This is a genomic window from Acinetobacter sp. LMB-5 (assembly GCF_001541635.1).
Lineage (GTDB): Bacteria > Pseudomonadota > Gammaproteobacteria > Pseudomonadales > Moraxellaceae > Acinetobacter > Acinetobacter pittii.
Window position 1 is genome coordinate 58,100 of record NZ_LRDR01000002.1, and the last position, 23,881, is coordinate 81,980.

Sequence of the window (23,881 nt, forward strand, 5' to 3'; positions counted from 1 at the left end):
AGGACTAAATGATGAAATTGTTATCTTTTTTGAAGAACAAGGCTTTAGGTTCTTCTATTGACTATAAAATTCTTCCACGTAAAGTAAAATTTGACTGGAAAGATACCCCTGTTGACTGGATTCCAAATCAGCCTTTCGCAAGTTATTTTATTAATGAAATTAATAACATCTTGCCTGCCGGAGAATTCTGGTTTTGCCGTTTGTACAATAAAGTTTTACCGCAAATTAAAGATGAAAAACTTAAACAGGATGTGCAAGCATTTATCCGCCAAGAAGCTATGCATGCCAATGCGCATACTTCTGCCAATAAAGAATATTTAAGCGCACGTAATATTGATATCCAGCGAAATCTGGACATTATGAATTATCTATTTACCACTGCCTTAGCAGATAAACCATTTGATAAAGAAGTCCCTCAATTTCTACAAGCGCAATGGGACCTTTTCCGTTTAGGCGTTATTGCAACTGTTGAGCATATGACCTGTGTATTAGGGAAATATGCACTCTATAATGAGCGTTGGGAAGAATTAGGCGCTGACCCTGAAATGGTCGATCTGGTTAAATGGCATGGTTCAGAAGAAATTGAACACCGTACCGTTGCTTTTGATTTATATCGCCATTTGGGTGGTGGATATATTCCACGCTACTATTTAAGCCTTGCAGTGATTGTACTGGTGCTTGGATTATGGGTAGATGGCGCTGCACATATTATGAAACAAGATCCACGTTTTGCTGATGCTGCTAAATCTAGATTTTTCCCAGTATGGGTTGCTGTAGAGTGGTATAAAATTAGCAGAAAAGATAATCAGGTTTTACCAAACCCAATCTGGCTTATTGCTCAACAAATTGATTACCTCATGCCTTGGTATGATCCAGTCAAGGAAGGCAGCACTGAAGATGCGGTAAGTTATTTATCTCAATCTCCAGCAGCAAAAAGAGCCGAGTTACAAGCGGCTTAAAAATAAAAAAAGCAGGATTTTAAATCCTGCTTTTTTATTTAGGAGATTAGACACTGATATCTTTATCTTTTGTATAACGATCGACAACCACACTAATCATCATATCACCCTGCACATTTACCACTGTTCTTACCGTATCCAATAGACGGTCAATCGGAAGTAAAATTGCAATTGCTTCAGCCGGTAAACCTACAGACTGTAAAACCATAATCATGGTAACCATACCAGCACTTGGAATTCCAGGGGCCCCTAGTGATGCAATCATTGCTGTTAAACACACAATAATTTGTTGTGTCAGGTTTAAGTCTAGCCCCACCAAATTTGCGACAAATAATGCAGCGGCTGCTTCATATAGTGCAGTGCCATCCATATTAAGCTGTGTACCTAAAGGAATTACAAAACCAGCTGTTTGCGGACGAACACCTAAGTTTTCCTGTGCGCATTTCATACTAAGGGGCATTGTGGCAGAACTAGAGCTGGTTGCAAATGCTGTAATTAGCGCTGTACGTGTTCCTTTGAAAAAAGTCCAAGGACTCATGCGGCCAAAAATCCAAAGTAGCAACGGTAAAACAACAGCACCATGAAAAATGGTAGTCCCTGTCACTACAACAGCAAACTCAGCCAAACGACTGAGTACCGAAATATCTTCCGTTGCCATTAACTTTGCTAATAAGGCAAAAATACCCAAAGGTGCTAGCTTCATTACCCAGCCGACTAGCATCATCATCATTTCAAAAAATTGATGACTTAATACGCGAATACTTTTAAAACGCTCACCGCCATGGACTAAAGCAACACCAACAAATAGCGCAAACACCACAACCGCTAAAACGTTACCGTCGCTAAACGCTTTAAATGGGTTGATTAATGTATTTTGAATAAAATTAGTGAAAAAACTTGCAGGATTTAAACTATCTGGTGCCTGATAGTTTTGCATAGACGTTTGGAAAATAGAGATATCTATACCACGTCCTACTTCAAATAGATGAGCACAACTTATACCTAAAATTAAAGCCAATGTTGTTGTAGTCAAACAGCATAAAAAGGTAATTTTCCAGACTGGACCTAACTGTCCTCCCGCCTGCAAATTAGAGACACCCACAACAATCGAGCTAAAAATCAAAGGCACCAACAACATTTTAAGCAGCCCAATAAAGACACTACTTAATATTCCTAACCCATATAAACTATGTTTTACAAACGCAGTATCGGGATACAACGTTAATATAAAACCAAAGGCTAAGCCTAAAATGGCAGCAATAAGAATTTGTGTGTTTAAGTTCATATCAGCATTATTTTTTTCAGTTGGCAATCCTTTTGCAAATATGACATGAGCTTGCTTTTCATACGAGCAATTTTTTGTCACATCGTTTCAATTAAAAATAAAAAAGCCATCTCATGAGATGGCTTTATAAATAAGCTTATTGCGTTTCAATTTCCCGCAAACGAATTAAACCCTCTTGCACGGTACTGCATACAAGTTGGCCATTTTGCCACATACGGCCAAAGTTCAAGCCGCGAGAAGCTGCGCTAACGGTTGCTTCCATATCGTAAAGCATCCATTCATCGGCACGCAGCGGGCGATGGAAATAAATGGCATGATCAATACTCGCACACTGCAAACTTGGAGAAATATAGCTAAGCCCATGCGGTCTCAAAGCAGTTGTCATTAAGGTAAAGTCTGAATAAAACGCAACAATTGCTTGATGCAAAGCAATATCATCTAATTGGTTTGGAATACGGTCATGTGTGCGGATATAGTGCGCATTATAAGGAGCTTCAGGTTGAGGCTGAAACGGATTTACCGGATCAATTGGGCGAATTTCCACATGGCGCTCACGCATGAAACTAGCACGAACATTTTCAGGTACGAAATTTAAAATACCTTCTTTGAGCTCATTTTCAGATTTAAGAGTCTCTGGTGCGGGATACTCTGGCTCTTGATGTTGATAGTTCAAGCCTTCTTCGGGGTTAGCAAAAGAAACCATCGCCGAAAAGATAACTCGTCCGTGTTGAATGGCACGAACCTGACGGCTTACGAAACTCTTCCCATCACGTAAACGGTCTACTTCATAGATAATTGGGGCATTAATATCGCCACCATATAAAAAATATGCATGCAAAGAATGCGCTGGGCGATCGGTTGTATAAGATGCCGCACGTAAAGCCTGACCCAAAACCTGCCCACCAAAGACACGTTTACCGACAAGATTACGGCTTATGCCACGGTAAATATTTTCTTCTAGCTTTTCTAAAGTAAGAAGATCAACAAGTTCTTGGGTTAACGCATTCATGAGAGATACCTTCATATTTCAGGTAAAAAATCGTATTAAAGTACAGATGTGTAGAATCTATTGTGCCATAAAAAACTATTTGAACATGGAACAATCAGTCAACTTCTGACGAACATTGCTCATATAACAGCTAAAAATACGATTTTTAACGATAAAATATGCCAAAAGCATTATAATTTATAAGAAAGTAGCATATTGTTTTTTTTAATAAATGCCGCAAAATAATTACCCTCTGCATTTGGTGCTGGGATTTGTCTTTAAGAAGTAGGAGTTCTTATGTCCAAGAGTGGGTTTGGTCAAATGTATCGTCGGCTTTCGAGTAAACTACTTGACCTCGTGGTAACACCACATGTTCTTGGGGAAGTTCCTACTGAACCAGTATCAGAAACAACAGAAACAGAAGCAAAAACTGACCGCCAAAAAGTGGTTTGTTACGTCTTACAAAACCACTCTCGAAGCAATGCTTTAGTGGTTGATGGAGAAACGCGTCGTTTAAATTTAAAACCTGCGTTAGACCCACTCATTGTGGGTACTCATCAGGAAAAAGCATCAGTTTTATTTTTACAGCACAATGATGAAAATAATTTACTGAATCCGCCTCCTCATGCTTTTCCACCGCGTTTAATAAAACTGATTGAAGTTTTACAAGAAAACCCTGAACTTGATATAGAGCTTGTTCCGGTTACAGTTTTATGGGGCCGTTCGCCAGATAAAGAAGATTCTTGGTTTAAATTATTATTTTCAGACACATGGGCAACACCAAGCACAGTTAAGCAGCTGGTTAATATTGGTTTGCATGGCCGTCAGTCTTATTTAGAATTTCATGAACCACAATCGCTACGTGAATTGGTTGAATATGCACAGCAGCATTATCCAAATCTTTCACCAGCAACTTATATTGTAAGTACGTTAAATGATTATTTAGACCGTCAGCGTGAAGTCGTGTTAGGCCCCGATTTGTCGGATCGCCGCAATGTCATGCAATCGGTTGTTAAATCTCGTGATGTGCAAGAAGCAATCCGCCGTGAAAGTATTCGCGGAAAAGTGAGCATGCTTGAAGCTGAACGCCGTGCGATTGGCTATGTGAATGAAATCGTATCGGATTATTCGCACTCAGCAGTGCGCTTTGCCGATCTTGCCTTAACACGCCTATGGACCCAGCTTTATGACGGCGTAGAAGTACATAACTTTAGTACGGTTCGTGAACTAGCGAAAGACTATGAAGTTGTCTATACACCGTGCCATCGTAGTCACATTGACTATTTACTATTGTCATATGTCATCTATAAACGTGGCTTAATGGTTCCGTATATTGCTGCGGGCGATAACTTAAACTTACCTTTTGTTGGACAGCTTCTACGTGGTGGCGGTGCATTCTTCATTCGCCGCTCCTTCCGTGGAAATGGACTCTACACTACTGTATTTAAAGAATATCTATATAGTATTTTGTCACGCAACACGCCTCTTGAATACTTTATTGAAGGTGGACGTTCACGTACTGGACGTTTATTACCGCCTAAAACCGGTATGCTTGCCATGACAGTTCACAGCCATTTACGTGGCCGTGCCAAACCGATCGTTTTCTTACCAACTTATATTGGTTATGAACGACTCATGGAAGGCTCAACTTACGTAGGCGAAATGCAAGGTAAGCCAAAAGAAGCCGAATCTATTTTTGGTATTGTGAAAACCTTACGAAAAATTGAACGTATCTTTGGTAAAGTCCACGTGAACTTTGGTGAACCCGTTTTCCTTGATGATCTGCTTAAGCAACATAATGCAGAAAACGTTTATATCGAGAAAAATGACGACCCAATTCCTCAAGCTGTTTCAGATGCAGTAAATAGCTCTGCACATGCAATTTTAGAAAATATTAACCGAGCGGTGGTGATTAACCCTGTTTCTTTACTTTCTATTATTTTGCTTGCAACTCCAAAGCATACACTTGATGAAGAGATCTGTATTAAGCAGCTTGAAGCGTACCGCAACTTGGCATCAAACTTCCCATATGACCAACGTATGGAAGTAACACCACTTTCTGGTAAAGAAATTATTGCGTATGGTTTAAAGCTTAAACTCATTAAACGCGTTCAGCATGCGCTTGGCGATATTATTGCGATTGAAGATAATCAAGCTGTTCTTTTGACTTACTTCCGTAATAACATCTTGCACGCTTTTGTTTTACCTTCTCTAGTAGCATCGCTTGTTGAGCATAATGGAAAAATCAGTCGTTCAGATTTAACTAATGTCATCTATACGCTCTATCCATTCTTGAAAGCTGAGTTATTCCTTAAATGGAAGAGCAGCGAGCTTAAAGCACAAGTTGAGCAATATGCAGATGCTCTAGTTCAATCTAACCTTATTCAACAAGACGATGAAGGTAACTTGATTAGCTCTGCGCCAAATACAGAAGAGCATAATCAGCTTGTTGTTTTAGCAACGCCAGTTAAGCAAAGTCTTGAGCGTTACTACATGACACTTGCGCTCATTACTCAACGTGGTTCAGGTAATATCTCTGCTAAACAAGTTGAAGAATTAAGTCATTTATTAGGACAACGTTTATCAGTTCTCTATGAATTTAATTCGCCAGAGTTCTTCGATAAAGCTTTATTCCAAAGCTTCTTAAAAGTACTTACGCAGCAAAATTACATTCGCACTAACGATCAAGGCCAAATTGAGTTTGATGACAACTTCCGTCAAATGGCTGCTGGCGCACAGTTGGTGCTTGATGAAGTAACCTTACAAATGTTACAGCACATCACCACCTTTACTGACGAAGAATTAAAAGATGCTCTTGAAGCAATGGCATCTCAACAAGCTAAACGCCGTTTAAAACGCAAAAAAGCTTAAATTCTTCAGTCAAAATAAAAGGCAACTTCGGTTGCCTTTTATTTTATTAGCGAATTGGACATTCAAAATAACGTGGATCGTCCATACAACGTAAGCGCTTCATAAGCTGAACGAAATAAGCATCGTAATAACCTGAAAGAACGTACTGATTACGTATTTTGGCAACCATTACGTCATAACTTTGCTTCTCATAAAAAGAGACATCTACCCAATAATAAGCAGGTAAATGATTTTCCCATTGTGTCGCACGATTCGTCAGCAATTGGCTATTTTGAACGAACCATCCTCGAATTTTCCGGCCAAAATTAGCAGGATAAGCTTGCGGCTTAATAATTAAATTGACACCGAAATATGCCAAAGGAAAATTAATGACTTGAGTATCTGGTCCAAATTCTTTTTGTAAGTTATACGGCAATAATCCATACACTGGGGCAGCAATAATATCGATTTTATTTTGCTTAAACTGTGCAATCGCGTTAGATAAATCGACATAAACTGGCTGAGCACCTACACTTCGTACCAGTGCTTGTTGTGGTGGATTGTTAGGTAGCACCCCAATACGCTGATTTCTTAATTGAGCGACTCTAGAGAGGTTCTTATTTTTTAGAACCATGTAAGCAGTTCCAATTGGAATCATTCCTATAGCTTCATAATTCTTAGAAACTAACCTTTTCTCGATTGTAGGATGATTTAAAAGCTGCAAAAAGCTTTTGGCCGTACGGTTATTAGGAATAAGTCCTATACCCGCGGTACTTCCCATAAATTGGTTATAACGATAAGTATTGAAATTGGATGCAGCTAAACCTGAACATTTTCCATCATCAAAAGCTTGTATGGCCTGCTGTTCTTTTTGATAGGTAACCACTTTAAATTTGACTTGATATTGCTGGGCATAAAGCCGAATGTCATTTAAACGGCGAGTAATATCCCCTTGGGACCCGATAGGATCATAGGCACACCACACCTGATCCTCAGCCCAACTCACAACAGCTGTTACGCTCAAGATAAGAGCTAAACAAATTTTTTTCACTTTCAACCTTTTTATCTTTATCGGCAATTTGACTGCCTCATCAGGTATTTATGTTCTTATTTAAAGTTTAATCAAAATTTCATTTAGTGCTATGAACATTTAAACATAATAAATAGTCATTAAAGCAAATTGGATGTTCTAACTGAAAACCTGTTGTAGGTAAATGTTTTGCATAAATTCTTTTACCTGAAATTTGGTTTGATTCTAAAGTTAATTCTGGCAATCCCAATTGTTTTTGAAACCACACTATAACTTCATGCAAAGGTAATGGTTGATTATTAGTCACAATATAGCTTGTTTGATGACTTTCATAATCAGCCATAAAAGCCAAAAATCTCGCTAAATCATCAATATGTATTCGATTGCTATAATGTATATTTGGATAACTTTGATGATTTTCAGCCATTTTCTTTAAACGGGCAATGGAAGTTCCATAAATACCTGTAGGGCGAACAATTACAGATTGAGTTGGATAATATTTTTGCCAGAGTAGCTCCATATTACGCAATATATGGCCTTGAGCATCATTTGGATGAATTTCACTAAAATCATCAATGATCTCCCCTGCATTTTCACCATACACCCGCGTAGAAGAGGCAACGATTATTTTTTTTACTGGATGTATTTTTAATGCACCTCGAATCGGTTCAATACTATCTACATAAGTATGTTGGTAGCCCTCAACCGTACTCTCGTTTGGAGAAAGTAAAATATATACGACATCCACAGGTTCAATTTTACTTAAATCAAGTTTAAAGATATCTTGAACAATATGTGTTGCGTAACTATCCGTTTTTACACTACGGCTGATTGTGGTAATTTGATGTTCTTTCTCAAATAGTTGTTTAGCAACACGCTGAGATGTTTTACCATAACCGATAAATAATATATGCATAGAAAACTCGTTGAGGGGACATGACTTCAGTCCATCAGTTACAAGGCGTTGGATCGGCTTCAGCAGCCCTACTCGAAAAACTAAATATTTTTACCACAGATGATTTATTGTTTCATCTGCCACGTGATTATGAAGACCGCAGTACGATTATTCCAATGAATCAACTTGTGGTTGGGCGGAGCTATTTACTCGAAGGAGAAGTCAAATCAATTGATTTCCCTCCGGGAAAGCGAAAATCTATGGCAGCCTTGGTGCAAGATGAATTCGGTAAAGTCACCTTACGCTTTTATCATATTTATAAAAACCTGACTGATAAAATAAAACCCGGTCATCGCTTACGTATTTTTGGTGAAGTCCGTGTAGGTGCTCGCGGCCTTGAGATGTATCATCCTGAAATTCAGCTCATTCATGAACATACGCCTCTACCAAAAACTCAGCTTACAGCAATTTACCCAAGTACGGATGGATTAACTCAACCCAAATTACGCGAATACGTTAAACAAGCTTTAAAGCATCATAGCGACGCCTTACCAGAGCTACTCCCAAAGCAATATACCAATGGCTATGCGCTTAAAGAGGCTTTGTATTACATTCATGAGCCTCCAGTTGATGCCAACATGCTGCAATTGGCTCAAGGCTCGCACCCTGCACAGCAACGGCTTATTTTTGAAGAGTTGGTTGCGCACCAAATTAGTTTACTTAATCGCCGTGCTTATATTCGACAAATTGCCTCACCTGCATTTTCAAGCAGTAAAGTATTAGCTAAAAAACTATTAGAAGCTTTACCATTTCAAATGACCAATGCACAAAAACGTGTATCTAAAGAAATTTTAAATGACTTAAAACAACATCAACCTATGCTACGTCTAGTACAAGGCGACGTAGGTGCTGGAAAGACCCTTGTTGCAGCTGTAGCCGCTTGTCATGCTTTAGAAGCAGATTGGCAGGTTGCATTAATGGCTCCTACTGAAATTCTTGCAGAACAGCATTATTTAAACTTTAAACGTTGGTTTGAACCATTGGGTGTAACCGTGGCATGGTTATCTGGCAAACAAAAAGGTAAAGCCCGTGCCCAAGCAGAACAACAGATTAAAGAAGGCCACGCGGAACTTATTGTCGGTACCCATGCCTTATTTCAAGACAATGTTGGCTTCGCTAAATTGGGGCTGGTAATTATTGATGAACAACATCGTTTTGGCGTAGATCAACGCTTAGCTTTACGCAATAAAGGTGCTGAGCAGTTCACTCCACATCAACTCGTGATGACGGCTACCCCTATTCCAAGAACTCTAGCAATGAGTGCTTATGGTGATTTAGACACATCTATAATTGATGAGTTACCTCCAGGCCGTACCCCAATTCAAACAGTTACGATTCCTCTTGATCGTCGAGAGGAAGTGCTTCAACGTATTGCTTCAAATTGCAGAGATGGGAAACAGGCCTATTGGGTATGCACATTGGTTGAGCAGTCTGAGACTTTAGATGCTCAAGCAGCAGAAGCAACTTACCAAGAGATGAAAGAACGCTTTCCTGAACTCAATATTGGTTTGGTACACGGCAAAATGAAAGCTGATGAAAAGCAAGCCGTCATGCAAGCATTTAAAAATAATGAATTACAACTTCTTATCGCAACAACAGTGATTGAAGTTGGAGTAGACGTTCCTAACTCTTCCATTATGGTGATTGAAAATGCCGAGCGTTTAGGGCTTTCTCAGCTACACCAATTACGAGGTCGCGTAGGTCGAGGTGCTCAAGCTAGTTTTTGCGTACTTTTATACAAAACGCCTCTCTCTCAAAATGGACAAGAGAGACTTTCTATTTTAAGAGAAAGTAATGATGGCTTTGTTATTGCAGAAAAAGATCTGGAATTACGTGGACCGGGTGAATTATTAGGAACTAAACAAACTGGGGATATGGGATTTAGAGTGGCTCGTTTAGAGCGGGATGATCACCTACTGAGTCAAGCCCACTATGTGGCACAGCAAGTTTTAAAAGATTATCCAGAACAGGCAGATGCTCTATTAAAACGTTGGCTTCCTGAGGCGCCTCGCTACGCCTATGTTTAATTTTTTAAACTTCCAACATCTTATTCAGTTATTTTCACCTTGCTCATTGTGCGAGTTAGGCACGCGAGAAAAATACTCGCTCTGTAAAGACTGTTGGGAACAGCTACCTTGGCTTAAACAAACGATTCAACGTAATAATCACTCTGTTCTTGTGGCTTGTAATTATGCTTATCCGGTTAACCGGATTATTCAGCAGTTTAAATATGAACAAAAATTACATTATCAGATCTTATTAGGTGAAATTTTAAAACAATTAAAATTTCCCAAGGTACAAGCGATCGTACCTATGCCAATTTCCAATCAACGTTTAATCGAGCGTGGTTTCAATCAATCCTTAGTACTCGCCAATATATTAAGCAAACACTTAAAAATACCTGTTTGGCAACCAATTCAACGCTTAAACGAGCACTCTCAAAAAGGACTTACTCGGCTAGAACGCTTTGAAAATATAGAACAACAATTTTTACCTCATCATCAAGAGAAACGACGTTATCGCCGCGTTCTCATTATTGATGACGTGATAACCACGGGAAGCTCTGTTCATGCGCTCAGTCAGGCACTTAAACAATTAGGCTGCACATCCATTCATACGGCGTGCCTAGCAGCAACGCCGAAGAGTTAAGCTATTGCACTGTAGATAAATACTCTTCACACCAAGGAATGACAATTTCTCGGGTCAATGGTGCAAGTTGAGTTTCCGAATCATTTAAATCTATCCACTTCATTTCTGCAATTTCGGCTGCAATTTTAGGGGCCTGATCAAGCTGAACAAGATATAAATGACTCACCAGAATATGATCTGGCTCATTGGCAGCTGCTGTTTCGAAATGACCAATAAATTGCTCAATCACACAAGAGCTTCCGACTTCTTCTAAAATTTCTCGCTGCATGGTGATCTCTGGCGCCTCGTTAGGTTCCAGCTTGCCACCCACTTGCATGAAAGTGTGTGTATTACGCTTTCTTACAAGCAACAACTGATTTTGCTCATTTAAGATCACTGCGGCAGCGACCGTAATTGTTTTCACCTATTTAACCTCGTTTATGGTTGGACATCTGCATTTGTCCATTTTGGAGCAGGAGCCTGATATTGCTCGAATTGTTGAAGAATATCTTCAATTTTGTCTGATGCGATCAATTTATCAACGAACCGTGCTTGGCTGAATCCATTATCCACCGTTCCTTGAATCATTTTAAGTAAATCTTCATAAAAGCCCGCTACATTTAAAAAAGCACATGGCTTTTGATGAATCCCTAATTGCGCCCACGTCCATTGTTCAAAGATTTCTTCCAATGTACCAGCGCCACCCGGCAAGGCAATAAAGCCATCTGAAAGATCCGCCATCTTGGTTTTACGCTCATGCATATTTTCAACCACATATAATCTGGTTAGGCCCGGATGAGCTAACTCACGATCAACTAAAGCACGAGGGATCACGCCAATGACTTGTCCACCTGCTTGTAAGGCGCTATCGGCCACCACACCCATTAGGCCTGAGCGACCACCACCATAAACCAAGGTCTTCCCTTGTTTTGCAATAGCCTCGCCTGTAGCTTGGGCAATTTTTTGGAAAATTGGGTTTGAACCAAGAGATGAACCACAGAAAATACAAATTGATTTCATAGTGTAAAAAACCGTTTTATTGAACTGTCATGCTGACAAACTAAACTATCGATAGAGTTTTTTTTTGCAAAATAGCGTATTGGCAAGTGTTTTTCGGCAAATCCTTGTCTAAAATACACCCATCCATTTCCATCAGACTGCGTGAGGAAAAAAGACACATGCTTGAAGCCTTTTATGCCACAGAACGCGGAAGTCTGGAAGATGCCACCATCAATGGTGGATTTGATCTACATCCCGAATTAGTCTGGCTTGATCTTATTGCACCCTCGCAAGAAGAGCAACAATGGGTATTAGATGCCTATGACCAAAATTTACCAACACTAAAGTCGCTTGAAGACATTTCATCTTCTGCGCGATTTTACCGTGATGATGACGGTATTTTGCACATCAGTACTTATTTTTTAACGAAAAATAAAAATTATCAGGTGGATGGCGACGCTGAAGAGTCATCACATATGCTTGCCATGGTGCAAACCGTAGCTTTCATTTTACATAAAGACCGTCTCTTTACGATGCGTGGAGAAAAACTAGTTGCGTTTCGAGCCTTTCGTGCCCGTGCTCGCCGAAATGACTATGACATGGACTATAAAGATCCTACATGGATTTTATTAGGCCTTCTTGAAGCAAAACTCGATGAGCTTGCGGATATCTTAGAAGATATCCACAAAGATTTAGAAAAATACTCCACCGAGGTTCTTAATAACCACCAACGTGAAAAAATTCTAGATCTTGATGACATGATTACACGCCTAGCTCAACAAGAAGACATGCTAGGAAAAGCACAGCTTTGTCTCATTGACTTACGACGTGTACTTACTTTCTTATCGCGTCCACGTGCTTTAGGCAGTCATATTTATGACGCAGACATTCGAGAGCTCAGTGAAGATGTGCGCTCACTGGTAGAACATGATGCGTTCTTATTCCAAAAAGTACGATTCTTACTTGATACGACGTCTGGATTCATTAACACCGAACAGAATGACACGATTCGTCGATTCTCGATCTTACCAAGTATGTTAGCTCCTCCAATGCTTATTGCCAGTATTTACGGTATGAACACAGACGTATTACCTTTTGCACATGGTACGACCAGTTTCTTTGTTGTTTTGCTGATTATTATGGGTTTCTTTATTGGGCCGATCATTTATTTCCGCTGGAAAAAATGGATCTAAGCTTTGTAATAAAATGCTAATTTCGAGCATAAAAAAGCACCTAAATATAGGTGCTTTTTTACATCAAAAACATCAGATCATTTGCAGATCATCCTGCAAATGACAGGCTTGAATGATCTTCAGCATTTTTTCAGGGACATTTTTAAAATGCAAACCAGTATTTTTTGGAGTCTCTCGTAACCATTGAACTAAAACAGCCAATGCCAAAGTACTACCATGCTCAAGCTCAGTTAAATCCACCACAAGTGGGAAGCTTTGCTGCTTCTTTATGATAGCTAAACCTGCTTGATACTGTTGTTCCGCATTTTCAAAATCAATTTTTCCCGAAACAACCAATTGTTGGTTGAGATACTGAACCACTCGTCACCTACTTATTTCTGTTTGTTTTTATTAACAGCTGCGTCTGCATCAGGTTGGAACGTTGCAATTGCTTTATTTAAATCACCGCCATTGCGTTTCACTGTTGCAGCAAACTGATTACGGAACTGTAATCCTAGATCAATACCAGAAACATTGATATTGCGGATTTTCCATTGAGTACCTTTGTCAGCTAACTGGAAAGAGACAGGAATTTTTTCACCATTGTGATTAAAGTCCAATGTCACTACCGGGTTTTTACCCGCAGTTGCCTTGTAAGGACGCATGGTATAGCTTTGATTCGTATATTTAGCAAATGCACTGCCGTAATTTTCAATTAATGTATTACGGAAATTCGTTTCAAACTGAGCACGTTGTGCAGCTGTACTATACTGATTCGTCGCATAAGTACCCATCACAATACGAGTGAACGCTTGTGAATCAACATACGGGTCCAAATTCTGACGTACAATCGTTTTCACCAACGCAGGATTGCTTTGCAATTTTGCATGATCTGCTTTTAAACGAGCGATCAAACCATCAGCAACACGCTTAATAAAATCAGGTGGTGCTTCTGAAGGCGCAGCAAATGCTGTACCTGCAATCATCGTAGACAAAAGACTTGCTGTCAGGGTTTGTTTAAACAACGTATTCACCTGGAACTACTCCTCAAATAATCTTTTACTCAACAAATGATGTTTGTGCACTATCATTATTAGTGCTTGCAGGAGTACCTGCATCTGTTGAGGCTGAACCAGCGGCAACTTTACCTGCACCACCGCCAGTAATGAATTTACTAATTAAATCTTCTAAATCCATGGTTCCTTGAGTATTTGAAATCACATCGCCACGTTTAAGATAGTTTAAACCACCACCCGGAACGACTTTCAAATATTTCTCACCCAACAAACCATTTGTTGCTACCATTATATAAGCATCTTCATCAATACTTGTGATGGAGTTCATGTTACTGGTCAGTTGCTGTTCCATTGCTTTTTGTTGCTCTGGAGAAGCTTGCGTGTAGTCAGAACTATAACGGAGTTCGTCTAAAGCATTTTTCTGAACTTCTTTTAGCTGTTCAGCATTAAAACTTGTCAACTTCCCATCTAAATCAAATGTTACGGTAGCTAAACGCGTAACTGGATCAAGAGTAATTGAATCAACACGACCAATCGTGACACCGCTCATCGTTACTTTAGCACGAGGCTTTAAACCATTGACATTATCAAACTGAGCCTTCATGGTATAACTATCATTTAAATTAGTACCAACAAGGCCACTAACTTTCATGGCTAAAAAGAACAAGGCAATACCGAAGATAATAACAAAGATACCTACGGCCAGCTCACTACTACGTGATTTCATTAAATCCCTCCGAACATGACCGCAGTCAACACGAAATCAAAACCTAAAACACATAATGAAGAATATACAACTGTTCTCGTCATTGCAGTTGCGATTCCTTCTGGAGTCGGATCACACGCATATCCTTGATATACCGCAATCCATGTACATAACAAAGCAAACACAATACTTTTGATAATGCCATTTACGACATCATGCCCAAATTGCACGTTGTTTTGCATACCGCTCCAGAATGAGCCTTCATCGACGCCAAGAAAATCGACACCTACCATTTTACCGCCCACAATACCAATCGCAGCAAAAATGACAGTTAGCATCGGTAAACTGACCACTCCCGCCCAAAGACGTGGTGATACGATTTGTTTTAATGGGTCAACCCCGATCATTTCCATACTGGCAAGTTGTTCACTTTGCTTCATTGAACCAATTTCTGCTGTTAATGCAGAACCTGCTCGACCAGCAAATAATAACGCAGCAACCACAGGTGCCAATTCACGCAGCAATGTTAAAGACACCATTGTGCCTAGCATTGATTCACTGCCGACGTTCACTAAAATTGAATATCCTTGTAAACCCAGTACCAAACCAATAAATAGGCCCGATACAGTAATAATTAACAAAGACATCACCCCTACCCGATGCATTTGGTAAATAAATCGTCCAAACCCACCAGATGAAGGAAAAGAAAAAACAATTTGTAAGAGCATTAGTGCCGCAACACCAATCCCTCGAATCCGCTCAATAACGAGTCTACCTAACCAGGCAATCGTATTCATGGACGAACCTCGTTATCTAAATAGGCTTGATGACTAAATTGGTATTCAACAGGTCCTTCTGCCGAACCTGTTAAGAATTGGCGCACAAATGGAGAAGCATATGCCTGTAATTCTTCTGGTGTTCCTTCCCCCTGAATTTTTCCTTCTGCTACAACATAAATGTAGTCAGCAATAGAAAGGGTTTCGGGAACATCATGCGAAACAATAATTGTGGTTAAATCTAAAGCTTCTCGCAATGAACGTATTAAACGTGTCAATACACCTTTTACAATGGGGTCTTGCCCCGCAAAAGGTTCATCGTACATGATTAAATCAGGGTCAAGCGCTATCGCACGTGCCAAAGCAACGCGACGGTTCATACCACCTGAGAGTTCTGTAGGCATTAATTGTTCAGAACCACGCAAACCAACTGATTCCAGTTTTAATGCAACCAGTTCAGCAATTAGATTTTCAGGAAGTTTGGTATGTGCTCGAATTGGAAATGCGACATTTTCATAGACCGACATATCCGTAAATAAAGCACCGCTCTGAAATAACATTCCCATACGCGCACGGGCTGAAAAAAGTTCCTGACGAGACATTTTTGCAATATCTTTACCGTCGAGCAGAACTTCGCCCTGATCAGGAACTAACTGTCCACCGATCAGACGTAATAATGTTGTTTTACCTGTACCAGAAGGTCCCATAATAGCCGTAATCTGGCCACGACGTATATTTAAACTAATATTGTCATAAATGACGCGTTCCCCTCGATTAAAACTCAAATTTTTCACTTCAATAAGTGGTTGAGTCGAGAGAGGAGTTTTATTATTCATAATGGCAATCGTTCCTGCACTTTTATGCACGCATACTATAACACTGAAAATTGGCAAACTTGTTGTTATTTTGACAAAAGCAAAGCTAAGTTAGTTGGTAGAAATAGAAGAGGTATGTTCGTAAAAAGAGGTTAATTCAGAAATTTGAAACTGCTCAATAGAACTTCCAGTTATAAAAGCATAGGCAAAATAAACCCCATTACACAAAACAAGTGCAATAAAAAGATAAGGCAAGCCGTGCTGAACTAATAAGTTCTTCAACTGTGCCATTATTGTTTCTTTTCGTTTACTTTTACTCATTATTTAATAAAAAATTGAACCAATTCACACTTTGTTATTTTATAACAAAACTGGAAAATAAAAAAGGCCAGTATTTCTACTGGCCTTTTTTTAAACGAACTTTTGATTAACGGTCGAATTTACGACGCGGTTTATCATCAAAACTACGACGTGGACGATCTTCACCACCGAAGCTACGTTTTGGACGATCTTCGCCACCAAACGCTGGACGCTCACCACGTGGTTTATCATCAAAGCTACGACGCGGTTTATCGTTAAAACCACCTTCGCGACGTGGACGATCTGAGTTGAACTCACGACGTGGACGATCTTCGCCACCAAATGATGGACGCTCGCCACGAGGTTTATCATCAAAACTACGACGTGGACGATCTTCACCACCGAAACTACGTTTTGGACGATCACCAAAACCATTTTCACGACGTGGTTTGTAATCTACGCGGTTACCACGGTTGTCATCATTTGAGTCAAAACGCGGTTTATCGTTGAAACCACCTTCACGACGCGGACGATCTGAGTTGAACTCACGACGTGGACGATCTTCAAAACCACCTTCACGACGTGGGCGATCTGAATTGAACTCGCGACGTGGACGATCTTCACCACCGAATGGACGTTCACCACGTGGTTTGTCATCAAAGCTACGACGTGGACGGTCATCACGACCACCTTCACGGCGTTTGAAGTTGCTTTCGCCTTCAAAACGACGACCACCGCCAAAACCGCCACCACGACGACCATCACGACCACCGTTGCCGCCACGACCACGACCACCGCCATCACGACCTGAACGAGCAGGAGGTGGAGATGGCTCTAAGCCTTCAATTTCAGAAACACTTAAACGTGCATCTAAATAGTCTTCAAGCGCACGGATTTTACCGCGTTCACGATAAGTCGCTAAAGTAATTGCTTGACCTGTACGACCAGCACGACCTGTACGACCAATACGGTGTACATAGTCTTCGTGTTTCATTGGTAAACCGAAGTTAATTACATGAGAAATTGTCGGTACATCAAGACCACGTGCAGCAACGTCTGTTGCTACTAAAATTTTTGCACGACCTTCACGAATACTACGTAAACGACGGTTACGAACTGTTTGTGGCATTGCACCGTGAAGTGCAACTACAGAGTGACCTGCTTCTGCAAGTTCTTCAGCCAACATATCTGTATCTTCTTGAGTGCTCGCGAATACAACAGCTTGATCAAGAGTTTCATCAGCCAACCAGTGAGTCAGAAGTTTCTTCTTGTGTTCGAAACCATCTGTCCAGTGTAAAGTTTGGGTGATGTCAGTGTTTGTACTGTGACCTGTTTCAATTGCAATACGCTCAGGTTCATTCATCATGCGCTCAGCAAGACGAATAATACGGTCAGCGAAAGTTGCAGAGAACATTAATGTTTGACGACGGTTACCAGCTAAATCGCTGATCGCTTCTAAATCTTCAGAGAAGCCAAGGTCTAACATACGGTCAGCTTCGTCAACGATTAAAGCTTCAACTTTATCTAACTTTAATTGACGACGATTTACTAAATCTAATAAACGACCAGGAGTCGCAACAATAACTTGCGCGCCTTTAAGTTGTTGGATTTGCTTACCAAAAGGCATACCACCCATGATTGCAGCAATACGAACACCTTTCATGTGACGTACGAAAGCAATCGCATCTTGGCTAACTTGTTGAGCCAATTCACGTGTTGGGCATAAAACTAAAATGTTAGGTTGGGTCACAGCTTTCATGCGTTCTTTGAACGGAACAAAAGTTTCTTGACCAGCTAAATTATGTAATGTCGGTAATAAAAATGCCGCAGTTTTACCAGAACCGGTCTGGCTAGATACTAGAAGGTCTTTTCCTTCTAAAGCTGCAGGAATAGATTGTTCTTGCACAGGAGTCGGGGTAGTAAAACCTAAACCTTCAAGCGCTTGTTGTAAGGTTTCATGCAAAGAAAATTCGGCAAAAGTTTTGCTCATAGAGAGTTTCACCCTAGTGGGTGCTCCATTTTTAATAAATACAAAATAGACATCGGCACAAAGCGGCAAAGCAAAGTTAGCTGAAACGTTTTTTCAGCAGCAATCCGAGTAACGACGATGTGGACTAAACGCACGCTTGATTACGGCCGAACCTGAAGAATCGCTGAGCGATCGGGGCGCAAGAAATGGTCCTCTCTATGGACAGCGTGCGCTTACAATGAATAGAACAGAATGTTCAGGTAATGAACGGAAATTTAAGTGCGTGGGCGGATTATAGCAGAAAGAAATTAAAAGTCATGTGTTTTAATCAACTTTCTTCATATTTATTGAACTAATTAAAATTTACCAATTACTTAAAAAATAAAACCCTCTGATAATAGAGGGTTTTATTTATAAATAATTAAATTATTTTGCAGCTTGACCCCAAGCTGGAACTACAGTTTGCATTAAAGGTTTTAGCATTTTGAGTGAACTTGCAAGCACTTGACCGTTTTCAAGAGACTCATTACCACCACGTGCGTCAACCACTACACCGCCCGCTTCTTTAATAATAAGCTCACCAGCAGCGATATCCCATGGTTTTAAACCAAGTTCAAAGAAACCATCAAAACGACCAGCAGCAACATATGCTAAATCTAGAGCAGCTGAACCACCACGACGAATTTGTGCGCCAGCTTGAGTAACAGCTAATAACGAAGCAAAGTGTTGTTCTGCGTAAGATACAATCTCACCAGCACGTTTAGCACGGTAAGGATGGCCTACTGCCAAGAATGTATTTTCTAAAGTATCTTTTACATTTACACGGATACGGCGTTGGTTCATCACCGCACCGCGACCGCGACTTGCAGAGAATAATTCGTCACGTACTGGGTCGTAGATTACGCCGTGTTGAGTAACGCCTTTATGCTGAACTGCAATAGAAATACAGAAATGAGGGAAACCATTAATAAAGTTTTGCGTGCCATCAAGCGGGTCGATTACCCAGCACCAGTCTGCATCGTGACCTTTGCCTTCTTGCAAACCGAACTCTTCACCTAAGAAGCTATGGTTTTTATAACTTTTACGTAATGTATCAATCGTCAATTGTTCCAAATAACGATCTACACGTGTTACTGGGCCATCAATGCCTTTCTCTTCAACTTGCAAATCGAGTTTATGACGATTTTGATGCGCTTTTAAAAGCTCTTGACCAACTGTTTGAGCCGCACGCGCAGCCATAACCACCATAGGTTCCATTGAACACCCACTACAATACAAATTTGAAGATTTTGACAAAGAATAATGCATAAAAGCGCATACATTTTAGCAAATGAATGCGCTTTATGGGAAAAAATGTTTCAAAAATTTTATTAAAGGCTTAAACCACCTGATTTAGCTTAAGCCAAGCTCGTTCAATTGAGCTCAAAATACCTTTAGCATCTAGCCCACAATCTTGTAGCATTTGACCATGTGACGCTTGCTGCAAAAACAAATCTGGCAGACCTAAATTAATGATAGGTTTAACAATTTGTTCTTGTGCCATGAACTCATTTACTGCACTGCCTGCACCACCCATAATTGCGTGTTCTTCAACAGTTACAAATAATTGTGTATGTTCAGCCAAATCACGAATAATTTTTTCATCCAGTGGTTTCACAAAACGCATATTTACAACACGCACGCCAACATCATGTTTTTGTGCAAACTGCTCAGCAGCTTCTATGGCAACCATAACGCGACTACCAAACGCTAAAATCGTAATCTGCTCATCACAAGCAGATTTAATTTCAGCAACTACTTCTGCCTTACCTAACTCAATAGCAGTTAGCTCTTGCTGAATTTCAACGCCTACCCCAGCACCACGAGGATAACGTACTGCTGCTGGTCCATTATAAGCATAAGCGGTATGTAGCATTTGACGACATTCATTTTCATCTTTTGGCGCCATGATGACTATGTTTGGTACTGTACGCATATATGCATAGTCATATGCACCTGCGTGAGTTGGTCCATCTTCACCCACCAAACCAGCACGATCAATCCCGAAAGTTACATCAAGATTTTGTAATGCAACATCATGAATAAGCTGGTCGTAACCACGCTGTAAGAATGTTGAATAGATCGCAACAACAGGTTTTAACCCTTCACACGCCATTCCCGCTGCAAGTGTTACTGCATGCTGTTCGGCAATTGCAACATCGAAGAAACGTTTTGGAAATTCTTTAGCAAACTTAACCATGCCCGAACCTTCACACATGGCTGGGGTAATCGCTAATAAACGTTCATCTTGTGCAGCTTCGTCACACAACCATTGACCAAATACATCAGAATATTTTGGTGGTGTTTTACCTGCAGAAGTTGCATTAATTTTGCCAATTGCATGATAGGTAATAGGGTCTGCTTCTGCCGGAGTAAAGCCTTTACCTTTTTTAGTATAGACGTGGACTAAGCGTGGACCTTTACGTTTTTTTAATGCGTTAAATACTTGAACAAGTTGATTTACATCATGCCCATCGAAAGGGCCGAAGTAATCGAAACCAATCGCTTTAAATAAATTATCGGCCGCATCTGTTGCTGATTGATGTAAACGAGAGTTGTACGTCCATTTCGGATGTGGCTGTACATACGCCTCACCATGTTCATCGACGTTAACTAAATGGCCTTTTTCCCAAATTGCAGCTAAATGCTTAGCAAAACCACCTGTACTGCAAGAAATCGACATGTCATTATCATTAAGTACAACAATTAAATCGGCATCGTGTGCCACAGCATCGTTCATGGCTTCAAATGCCATACCTGCTGTCATTGCGCCATCACCCACAATACAAACGACTTCACATGGGTCATTTTGATAGCGACGTGCTAAAGACATTCCCAAACCTGCCGAAATTGCAGTTGATGAATGCCCTACACCAAAAGTATCAAAAACTGATTCTTCTCTAGCTGGAAATGCTGCCAAACCGTTTTTAGCACGGATTGTTGTCATTTGCTCACGGCGACCAGTCAAGACTTTGTGTGGATACGCCTGATGTCCTACATCCCAAACTAAACGGTCATTTGGAGTATTAAAGCAATAATGCAGCGCAACCGTCAGCTCAACCACGCCGAGGTTAGCACCGAAATGGCCACCACTCTGGCCTGCTGCATATAAAATATATTGACGCAACTCATCAGCCACTTGAACCAATTGGCTATGCTCGAGCTGACGTAATTGTTGAGGATGATCAATTGCATCTAACAATGGCGTAACAGGGCGTTGAGTTGGAATTTCGGTATACAACATATGTGGCAAAGCCTTTATAAGCCTGGCAAATCCTAAGCTGGGTCAAAATGGGTCGATCATACAATCGAATGAAGTCACCTTCAATCAGCCACATTTGCGAACGAGGTCATGCAAAGCAGTCTCTCATACAGTATGGGTATGGTTGGCAGATTATCCTGAATAATCTGACTATTTATCAACTATTATCGTCTTCTTTATACAAAAAAGAAAACCTTAGTGCTCAAAATGATTATGACAATTCGACCAATCTCCCAGCATTACGCTATACTTTAAACCGTTTTCGGTTAAAAGATGAGTTAATCTGTGCCTATAGAGTTCATTGCAACATCAAAACTCCCGACCGCTTTTGGTGAATTCAATATTTCTGTGTTTCAAGATCCAGTATCAGGTGAAGAACATGTGGCACTTTCTAAAGGGTTAGAAAATCCACCCACAGGCCCTGTTTTAGTACGTGTTCATTCAGAATGCTTAACAGGTGATGCTTTTGCGTCATTAAAATGTGACTGCGGCCCTCAATTACAGGCAACTCAAAAGCTCATTAACGAAGCAGGTCAAGGCGTTATTTTATATTTACGCCAAGAAGGCCGTGGTATTGGACTTACAAATAAAATTCGTGCGTATGCCTTACAAGATCAAGGTCACGACACTGTAGATGCAAATTTACTTTTAAATTTACCTGCTGATGCACGCCGTTATGACATGTGTAGCATTATGCTTGATCATTTAAAAGTAAAAGAAGTTAAGTTAATTACTAACAATCCTTTGAAAATTCAGGCACTCAAGGATCAAGGTATTAATGTGGTTGGTCGTGTTCCGTTAACGGTTGGACGTAATCCTTTTAATGAACAATATTTAAAAACTAAACGTGAACGCATGGATCACCTTTATCAAAAAGATGATTTCTAAAACAAAATTATAAATTTAAAAATAATTGGAAGGGATTTTTAAGACATTTCTTAAAAATCCCTTACTTTTTTTATGGTTTTGTGTTTTGATGTATCTATCTCCTATCTCAATCATCTTTGAGGGTCACTATGCAACATCCGACTTCAACAGATATTCAACGTGTCCGCGAATTTCTCCTCGATTTACAAGCTCGTATTTGTGCTGGTTTAGAACAACAAGAAAAAGCTGGCGGTGGTACGAGTGAATTTATTATTGATGATTGGGAGCGTCCAGAAGGTGGTGGTGGTCGTTCACGAGTTTTACAAAATGGCACTGTGATTGAAAAAGGTGGTGTGATGTTTTCTCACATCAACATTAGTAAACTGCCCGCTTCTGCTACAGAAAGACATCCTCAAATTGCTGGTGCTAAAGCACAAGCGCTTGGTGTGTCATTAGTGATTCACCCTAAAAACCCGAATATTCCAACCTCCCATGCCAATGTACGTTTATTTGTTGCAGAGCCTGAAGGACAAGATCCAATTTGGTGGTTTGGTGGCGGTTTTGACTTAACACCGTTCTATCCAGATGAACAGGATGTTATCGATTGGCATCAAGCCGCACATGACCTATGCCAGCCTTTTGGTGACAATGTCTATGCTGAACATAAAAAATGGTGTGATGACTATTTCTATCTAAAACATCGAGATGAACAGCGTGGTGTCGGTGGTTTATTCTTTGATGATTTAAATTGCTGGGATTTCGAAACCTGCTTTAAATATATTCAAGCTGTAGGTAATGGTTATTTAAATGCCATCCTGCCAATTTTTGAAAAACATCGTGAACAGCCTTATACCGAAGCTCAACGAGAGTTCCAGCTTTACCGTCGTGGTCGCTATGTCGAATATAATTTAGTCTATGACCGCGGAACATTGTTTGGCTTACAAACAGGTGGACGTATTGAGTCTATTTTAGTCAGCCTGCCTAATCTTGCAGCTTGGTCATATCGTCCAGAATGGGATGAAGACTCACCAGAAAAACGTTTAACCGACTATTACTTAAAACCTCGTGACTGGTTAAACCTAAAAGAAAAAGTCGCTTAATTTTTTGCTTTTCGGAGATTCTTTGGCTTCCACCCTAAAGAATCTCCTTTTTTATTTCCAATTTTCTGAATCTCATTCAAATATTTTTTCTTATTAAAATTTGGCTTATAGTGAGGCCTGCTGAAAATTCAGTACAGACTTTATCTGCCTCATGCCATTTTAAAA

Annotated in this window: 22 protein-coding genes; 7 read left to right on the plus strand and 15 right to left on the minus strand. The window is 40.2% G+C overall.

All coding sequences use genetic code 11. The features are described 5' to 3' along the window. Positions 1 to 8 precede the first annotated feature (8 nt). On the plus strand, positions 9 to 959 hold the full coding sequence (locus AW165_RS03210; protein WP_081035459.1) for a metal-dependent hydrolase: 951 nt from the start codon (positions 9 to 11) through the stop codon (positions 957 to 959). Positions 960 to 1,005: 46 nt separating this feature from the next. Here the strand turns inward: AW165_RS03210 and AW165_RS03215 are convergent, their stop codons facing one another. Then, positions 1,006 to 2,271, minus strand: coding sequence for a dicarboxylate/amino acid:cation symporter (locus tag AW165_RS03215; protein ID WP_031945274.1), 1,266 nt, complete (start codon positions 2,269 to 2,271; stop codon positions 1,006 to 1,008). Positions 2,272 to 2,380: 109 nt separating this feature from the next. Next, complete coding sequence (locus AW165_RS03220) at positions 2,381 to 3,253, minus strand: acyl-CoA thioesterase (protein WP_060464940.1); 873 nt, start codon at positions 3,251 to 3,253, stop codon at positions 2,381 to 2,383. Positions 3,254 to 3,529: 276 nt separating this feature from the next. Here AW165_RS03220 and plsB point away from each other — a divergent pair, with 276 nt between their 5' ends. Then, positions 3,530 to 6,103, plus strand: coding sequence for a glycerol-3-phosphate 1-O-acyltransferase PlsB (gene plsB / locus AW165_RS03225; protein WP_005067259.1), 2,574 nt, complete (start codon positions 3,530 to 3,532; stop codon positions 6,101 to 6,103). A 46-nt stretch (positions 6,104 to 6,149) separates the two neighbouring features. Here the strand turns inward: plsB and AW165_RS03230 are convergent, their stop codons facing one another. Both AW165_RS03230 and AW165_RS03235 read right to left on the minus strand, forming a co-directional pair. Then, positions 6,150 to 7,133 (minus strand): putative solute-binding protein, encoded by a 984-nt coding sequence (locus tag AW165_RS03230; protein WP_081410525.1) that lies wholly within the window; start codon positions 7,131 to 7,133, stop codon positions 6,150 to 6,152. Between the two features lie 79 nt (positions 7,134 to 7,212). Continuing rightward, positions 7,213 to 8,028, minus strand: coding sequence for an NAD-dependent epimerase/dehydratase family protein (locus tag AW165_RS03235; protein ID WP_060464942.1), 816 nt, complete (start codon positions 8,026 to 8,028; stop codon positions 7,213 to 7,215). Between the two features lie 20 nt (positions 8,029 to 8,048). Between AW165_RS03235 and recG the strand changes: the two genes are divergently transcribed. Both recG and AW165_RS03245 read left to right on the plus strand, forming a co-directional pair. After that, positions 8,049 to 10,094, plus strand: a complete 2,046-nt coding sequence (gene recG, locus AW165_RS03240) for an ATP-dependent DNA helicase RecG (RefSeq protein ID WP_046811835.1) — start codon at positions 8,049 to 8,051, stop codon at positions 10,092 to 10,094. Continuing rightward, positions 10,087 to 10,716: a ComF family protein gene (locus AW165_RS03245; RefSeq protein WP_017481676.1), complete on the plus strand. Its 630-nt coding sequence runs from the start codon at positions 10,087 to 10,089 to the stop codon at positions 10,714 to 10,716. The genes recG and AW165_RS03245 overlap by 8 nt, the downstream gene beginning before the upstream one ends. 1 nt (position 10,717) lies before the next feature. Here AW165_RS03245 and AW165_RS03250 read toward each other — a convergent pair whose 3' ends face one another. Both AW165_RS03250 and AW165_RS03255 read right to left on the minus strand, forming a co-directional pair. Continuing rightward, positions 10,718 to 11,119 carry an NUDIX hydrolase gene (locus tag AW165_RS03250; protein WP_033848810.1) on the minus strand — a complete coding sequence of 134 codons (402 nt, stop codon included), beginning with the start codon at positions 11,117 to 11,119 and terminating at the stop codon, positions 10,718 to 10,720. A gap of 14 nt (positions 11,120 to 11,133) precedes the next feature. Then, a complete protein-coding gene (locus AW165_RS03255) occupies positions 11,134 to 11,715 on the minus strand; it encodes a TIGR00730 family Rossman fold protein (protein ID WP_005067248.1) in 582 nt (193 codons plus the stop codon). 158 nt (positions 11,716 to 11,873) lie between these two features. Here AW165_RS03255 and AW165_RS03260 point away from each other — a divergent pair, with 158 nt between their 5' ends. Beyond that, the gene (locus AW165_RS03260; RefSeq protein ID WP_002116978.1) at positions 11,874 to 12,887 is read left to right on the plus strand and encodes a magnesium and cobalt transport protein CorA; all 1,014 of its coding nucleotides are present in this window, start codon (positions 11,874 to 11,876) and stop codon (positions 12,885 to 12,887) included. A gap of 72 nt (positions 12,888 to 12,959) precedes the next feature. Here the strand turns inward: AW165_RS03260 and AW165_RS03265 are convergent, their stop codons facing one another. The 9 genes from AW165_RS03265 to dxs all read right to left on the minus strand — a co-directional run bounded on the left by AW165_RS03265 (position 12,960) and on the right by dxs (position 21,731). After that, a complete protein-coding gene (locus tag AW165_RS03265; RefSeq protein ID WP_005078357.1) occupies positions 12,960 to 13,247 on the minus strand; it encodes an STAS domain-containing protein in 288 nt (95 codons plus the stop codon). A gap of 11 nt (positions 13,248 to 13,258) precedes the next feature. Next, positions 13,259 to 13,900 carry an MlaC/ttg2D family ABC transporter substrate-binding protein gene (locus tag AW165_RS03270; protein ID WP_032054643.1) on the minus strand — a complete coding sequence of 214 codons (642 nt, stop codon included), beginning with the start codon at positions 13,898 to 13,900 and terminating at the stop codon, positions 13,259 to 13,261. Between the two features lie 25 nt (positions 13,901 to 13,925). Then, on the minus strand, positions 13,926 to 14,609 hold the full coding sequence (locus AW165_RS03275) for an outer membrane lipid asymmetry maintenance protein MlaD (protein WP_014207762.1): 684 nt from the start codon (positions 14,607 to 14,609) through the stop codon (positions 13,926 to 13,928). Next, positions 14,609 to 15,385: a lipid asymmetry maintenance ABC transporter permease subunit MlaE gene (gene mlaE / locus AW165_RS03280; RefSeq protein WP_002117010.1), complete on the minus strand. Its 777-nt coding sequence runs from the start codon at positions 15,383 to 15,385 to the stop codon at positions 14,609 to 14,611. The genes AW165_RS03275 and mlaE overlap by 1 nt, the downstream gene beginning before the upstream one ends. Further along, entirely contained in the window at positions 15,382 to 16,200 is an 819-nt protein-coding gene (locus AW165_RS03285) for an ABC transporter ATP-binding protein (RefSeq protein WP_002116999.1), read from the minus strand. Before AW165_RS03285 ends, mlaE begins: the two co-directional genes overlap by 4 nt. Before the next feature lie 90 nt (positions 16,201 to 16,290). Next, the gene (locus AW165_RS03290) at positions 16,291 to 16,500 is read right to left on the minus strand and encodes a hypothetical protein (protein WP_005067237.1); all 210 of its coding nucleotides are present in this window, start codon (positions 16,498 to 16,500) and stop codon (positions 16,291 to 16,293) included. Between the two features lie 106 nt (positions 16,501 to 16,606). After that, positions 16,607 to 18,469, minus strand: coding sequence for a DEAD/DEAH box helicase (locus AW165_RS03295; protein ID WP_016143582.1), 1,863 nt, complete (start codon positions 18,467 to 18,469; stop codon positions 16,607 to 16,609). A 405-nt stretch (positions 18,470 to 18,874) separates the two neighbouring features. Beyond that, the gene (locus tag AW165_RS03300; protein ID WP_002117045.1) at positions 18,875 to 19,705 is read right to left on the minus strand and encodes an inositol monophosphatase family protein; all 831 of its coding nucleotides are present in this window, start codon (positions 19,703 to 19,705) and stop codon (positions 18,875 to 18,877) included. 121 nt (positions 19,706 to 19,826) lie between these two features. Further along, complete coding sequence (gene dxs / locus AW165_RS03305; RefSeq protein WP_044100003.1) at positions 19,827 to 21,731, minus strand: 1-deoxy-D-xylulose-5-phosphate synthase; 1,905 nt, start codon at positions 21,729 to 21,731, stop codon at positions 19,827 to 19,829. Between the two features lie 303 nt (positions 21,732 to 22,034). Between dxs and ribA the strand changes: the two genes are divergently transcribed. Together ribA and hemF are read left to right on the plus strand one after the other, a co-directional pair. Beyond that, positions 22,035 to 22,637: a GTP cyclohydrolase II gene (gene ribA / locus AW165_RS03310; protein WP_002116908.1), complete on the plus strand. Its 603-nt coding sequence runs from the start codon at positions 22,035 to 22,037 to the stop codon at positions 22,635 to 22,637. Between the two features lie 128 nt (positions 22,638 to 22,765). Then, positions 22,766 to 23,716, plus strand: a complete 951-nt coding sequence (gene hemF, locus AW165_RS03315; protein WP_017387002.1) for an oxygen-dependent coproporphyrinogen oxidase — start codon at positions 22,766 to 22,768, stop codon at positions 23,714 to 23,716. Positions 23,717 to 23,881: the final 165 nt, after the last annotated feature.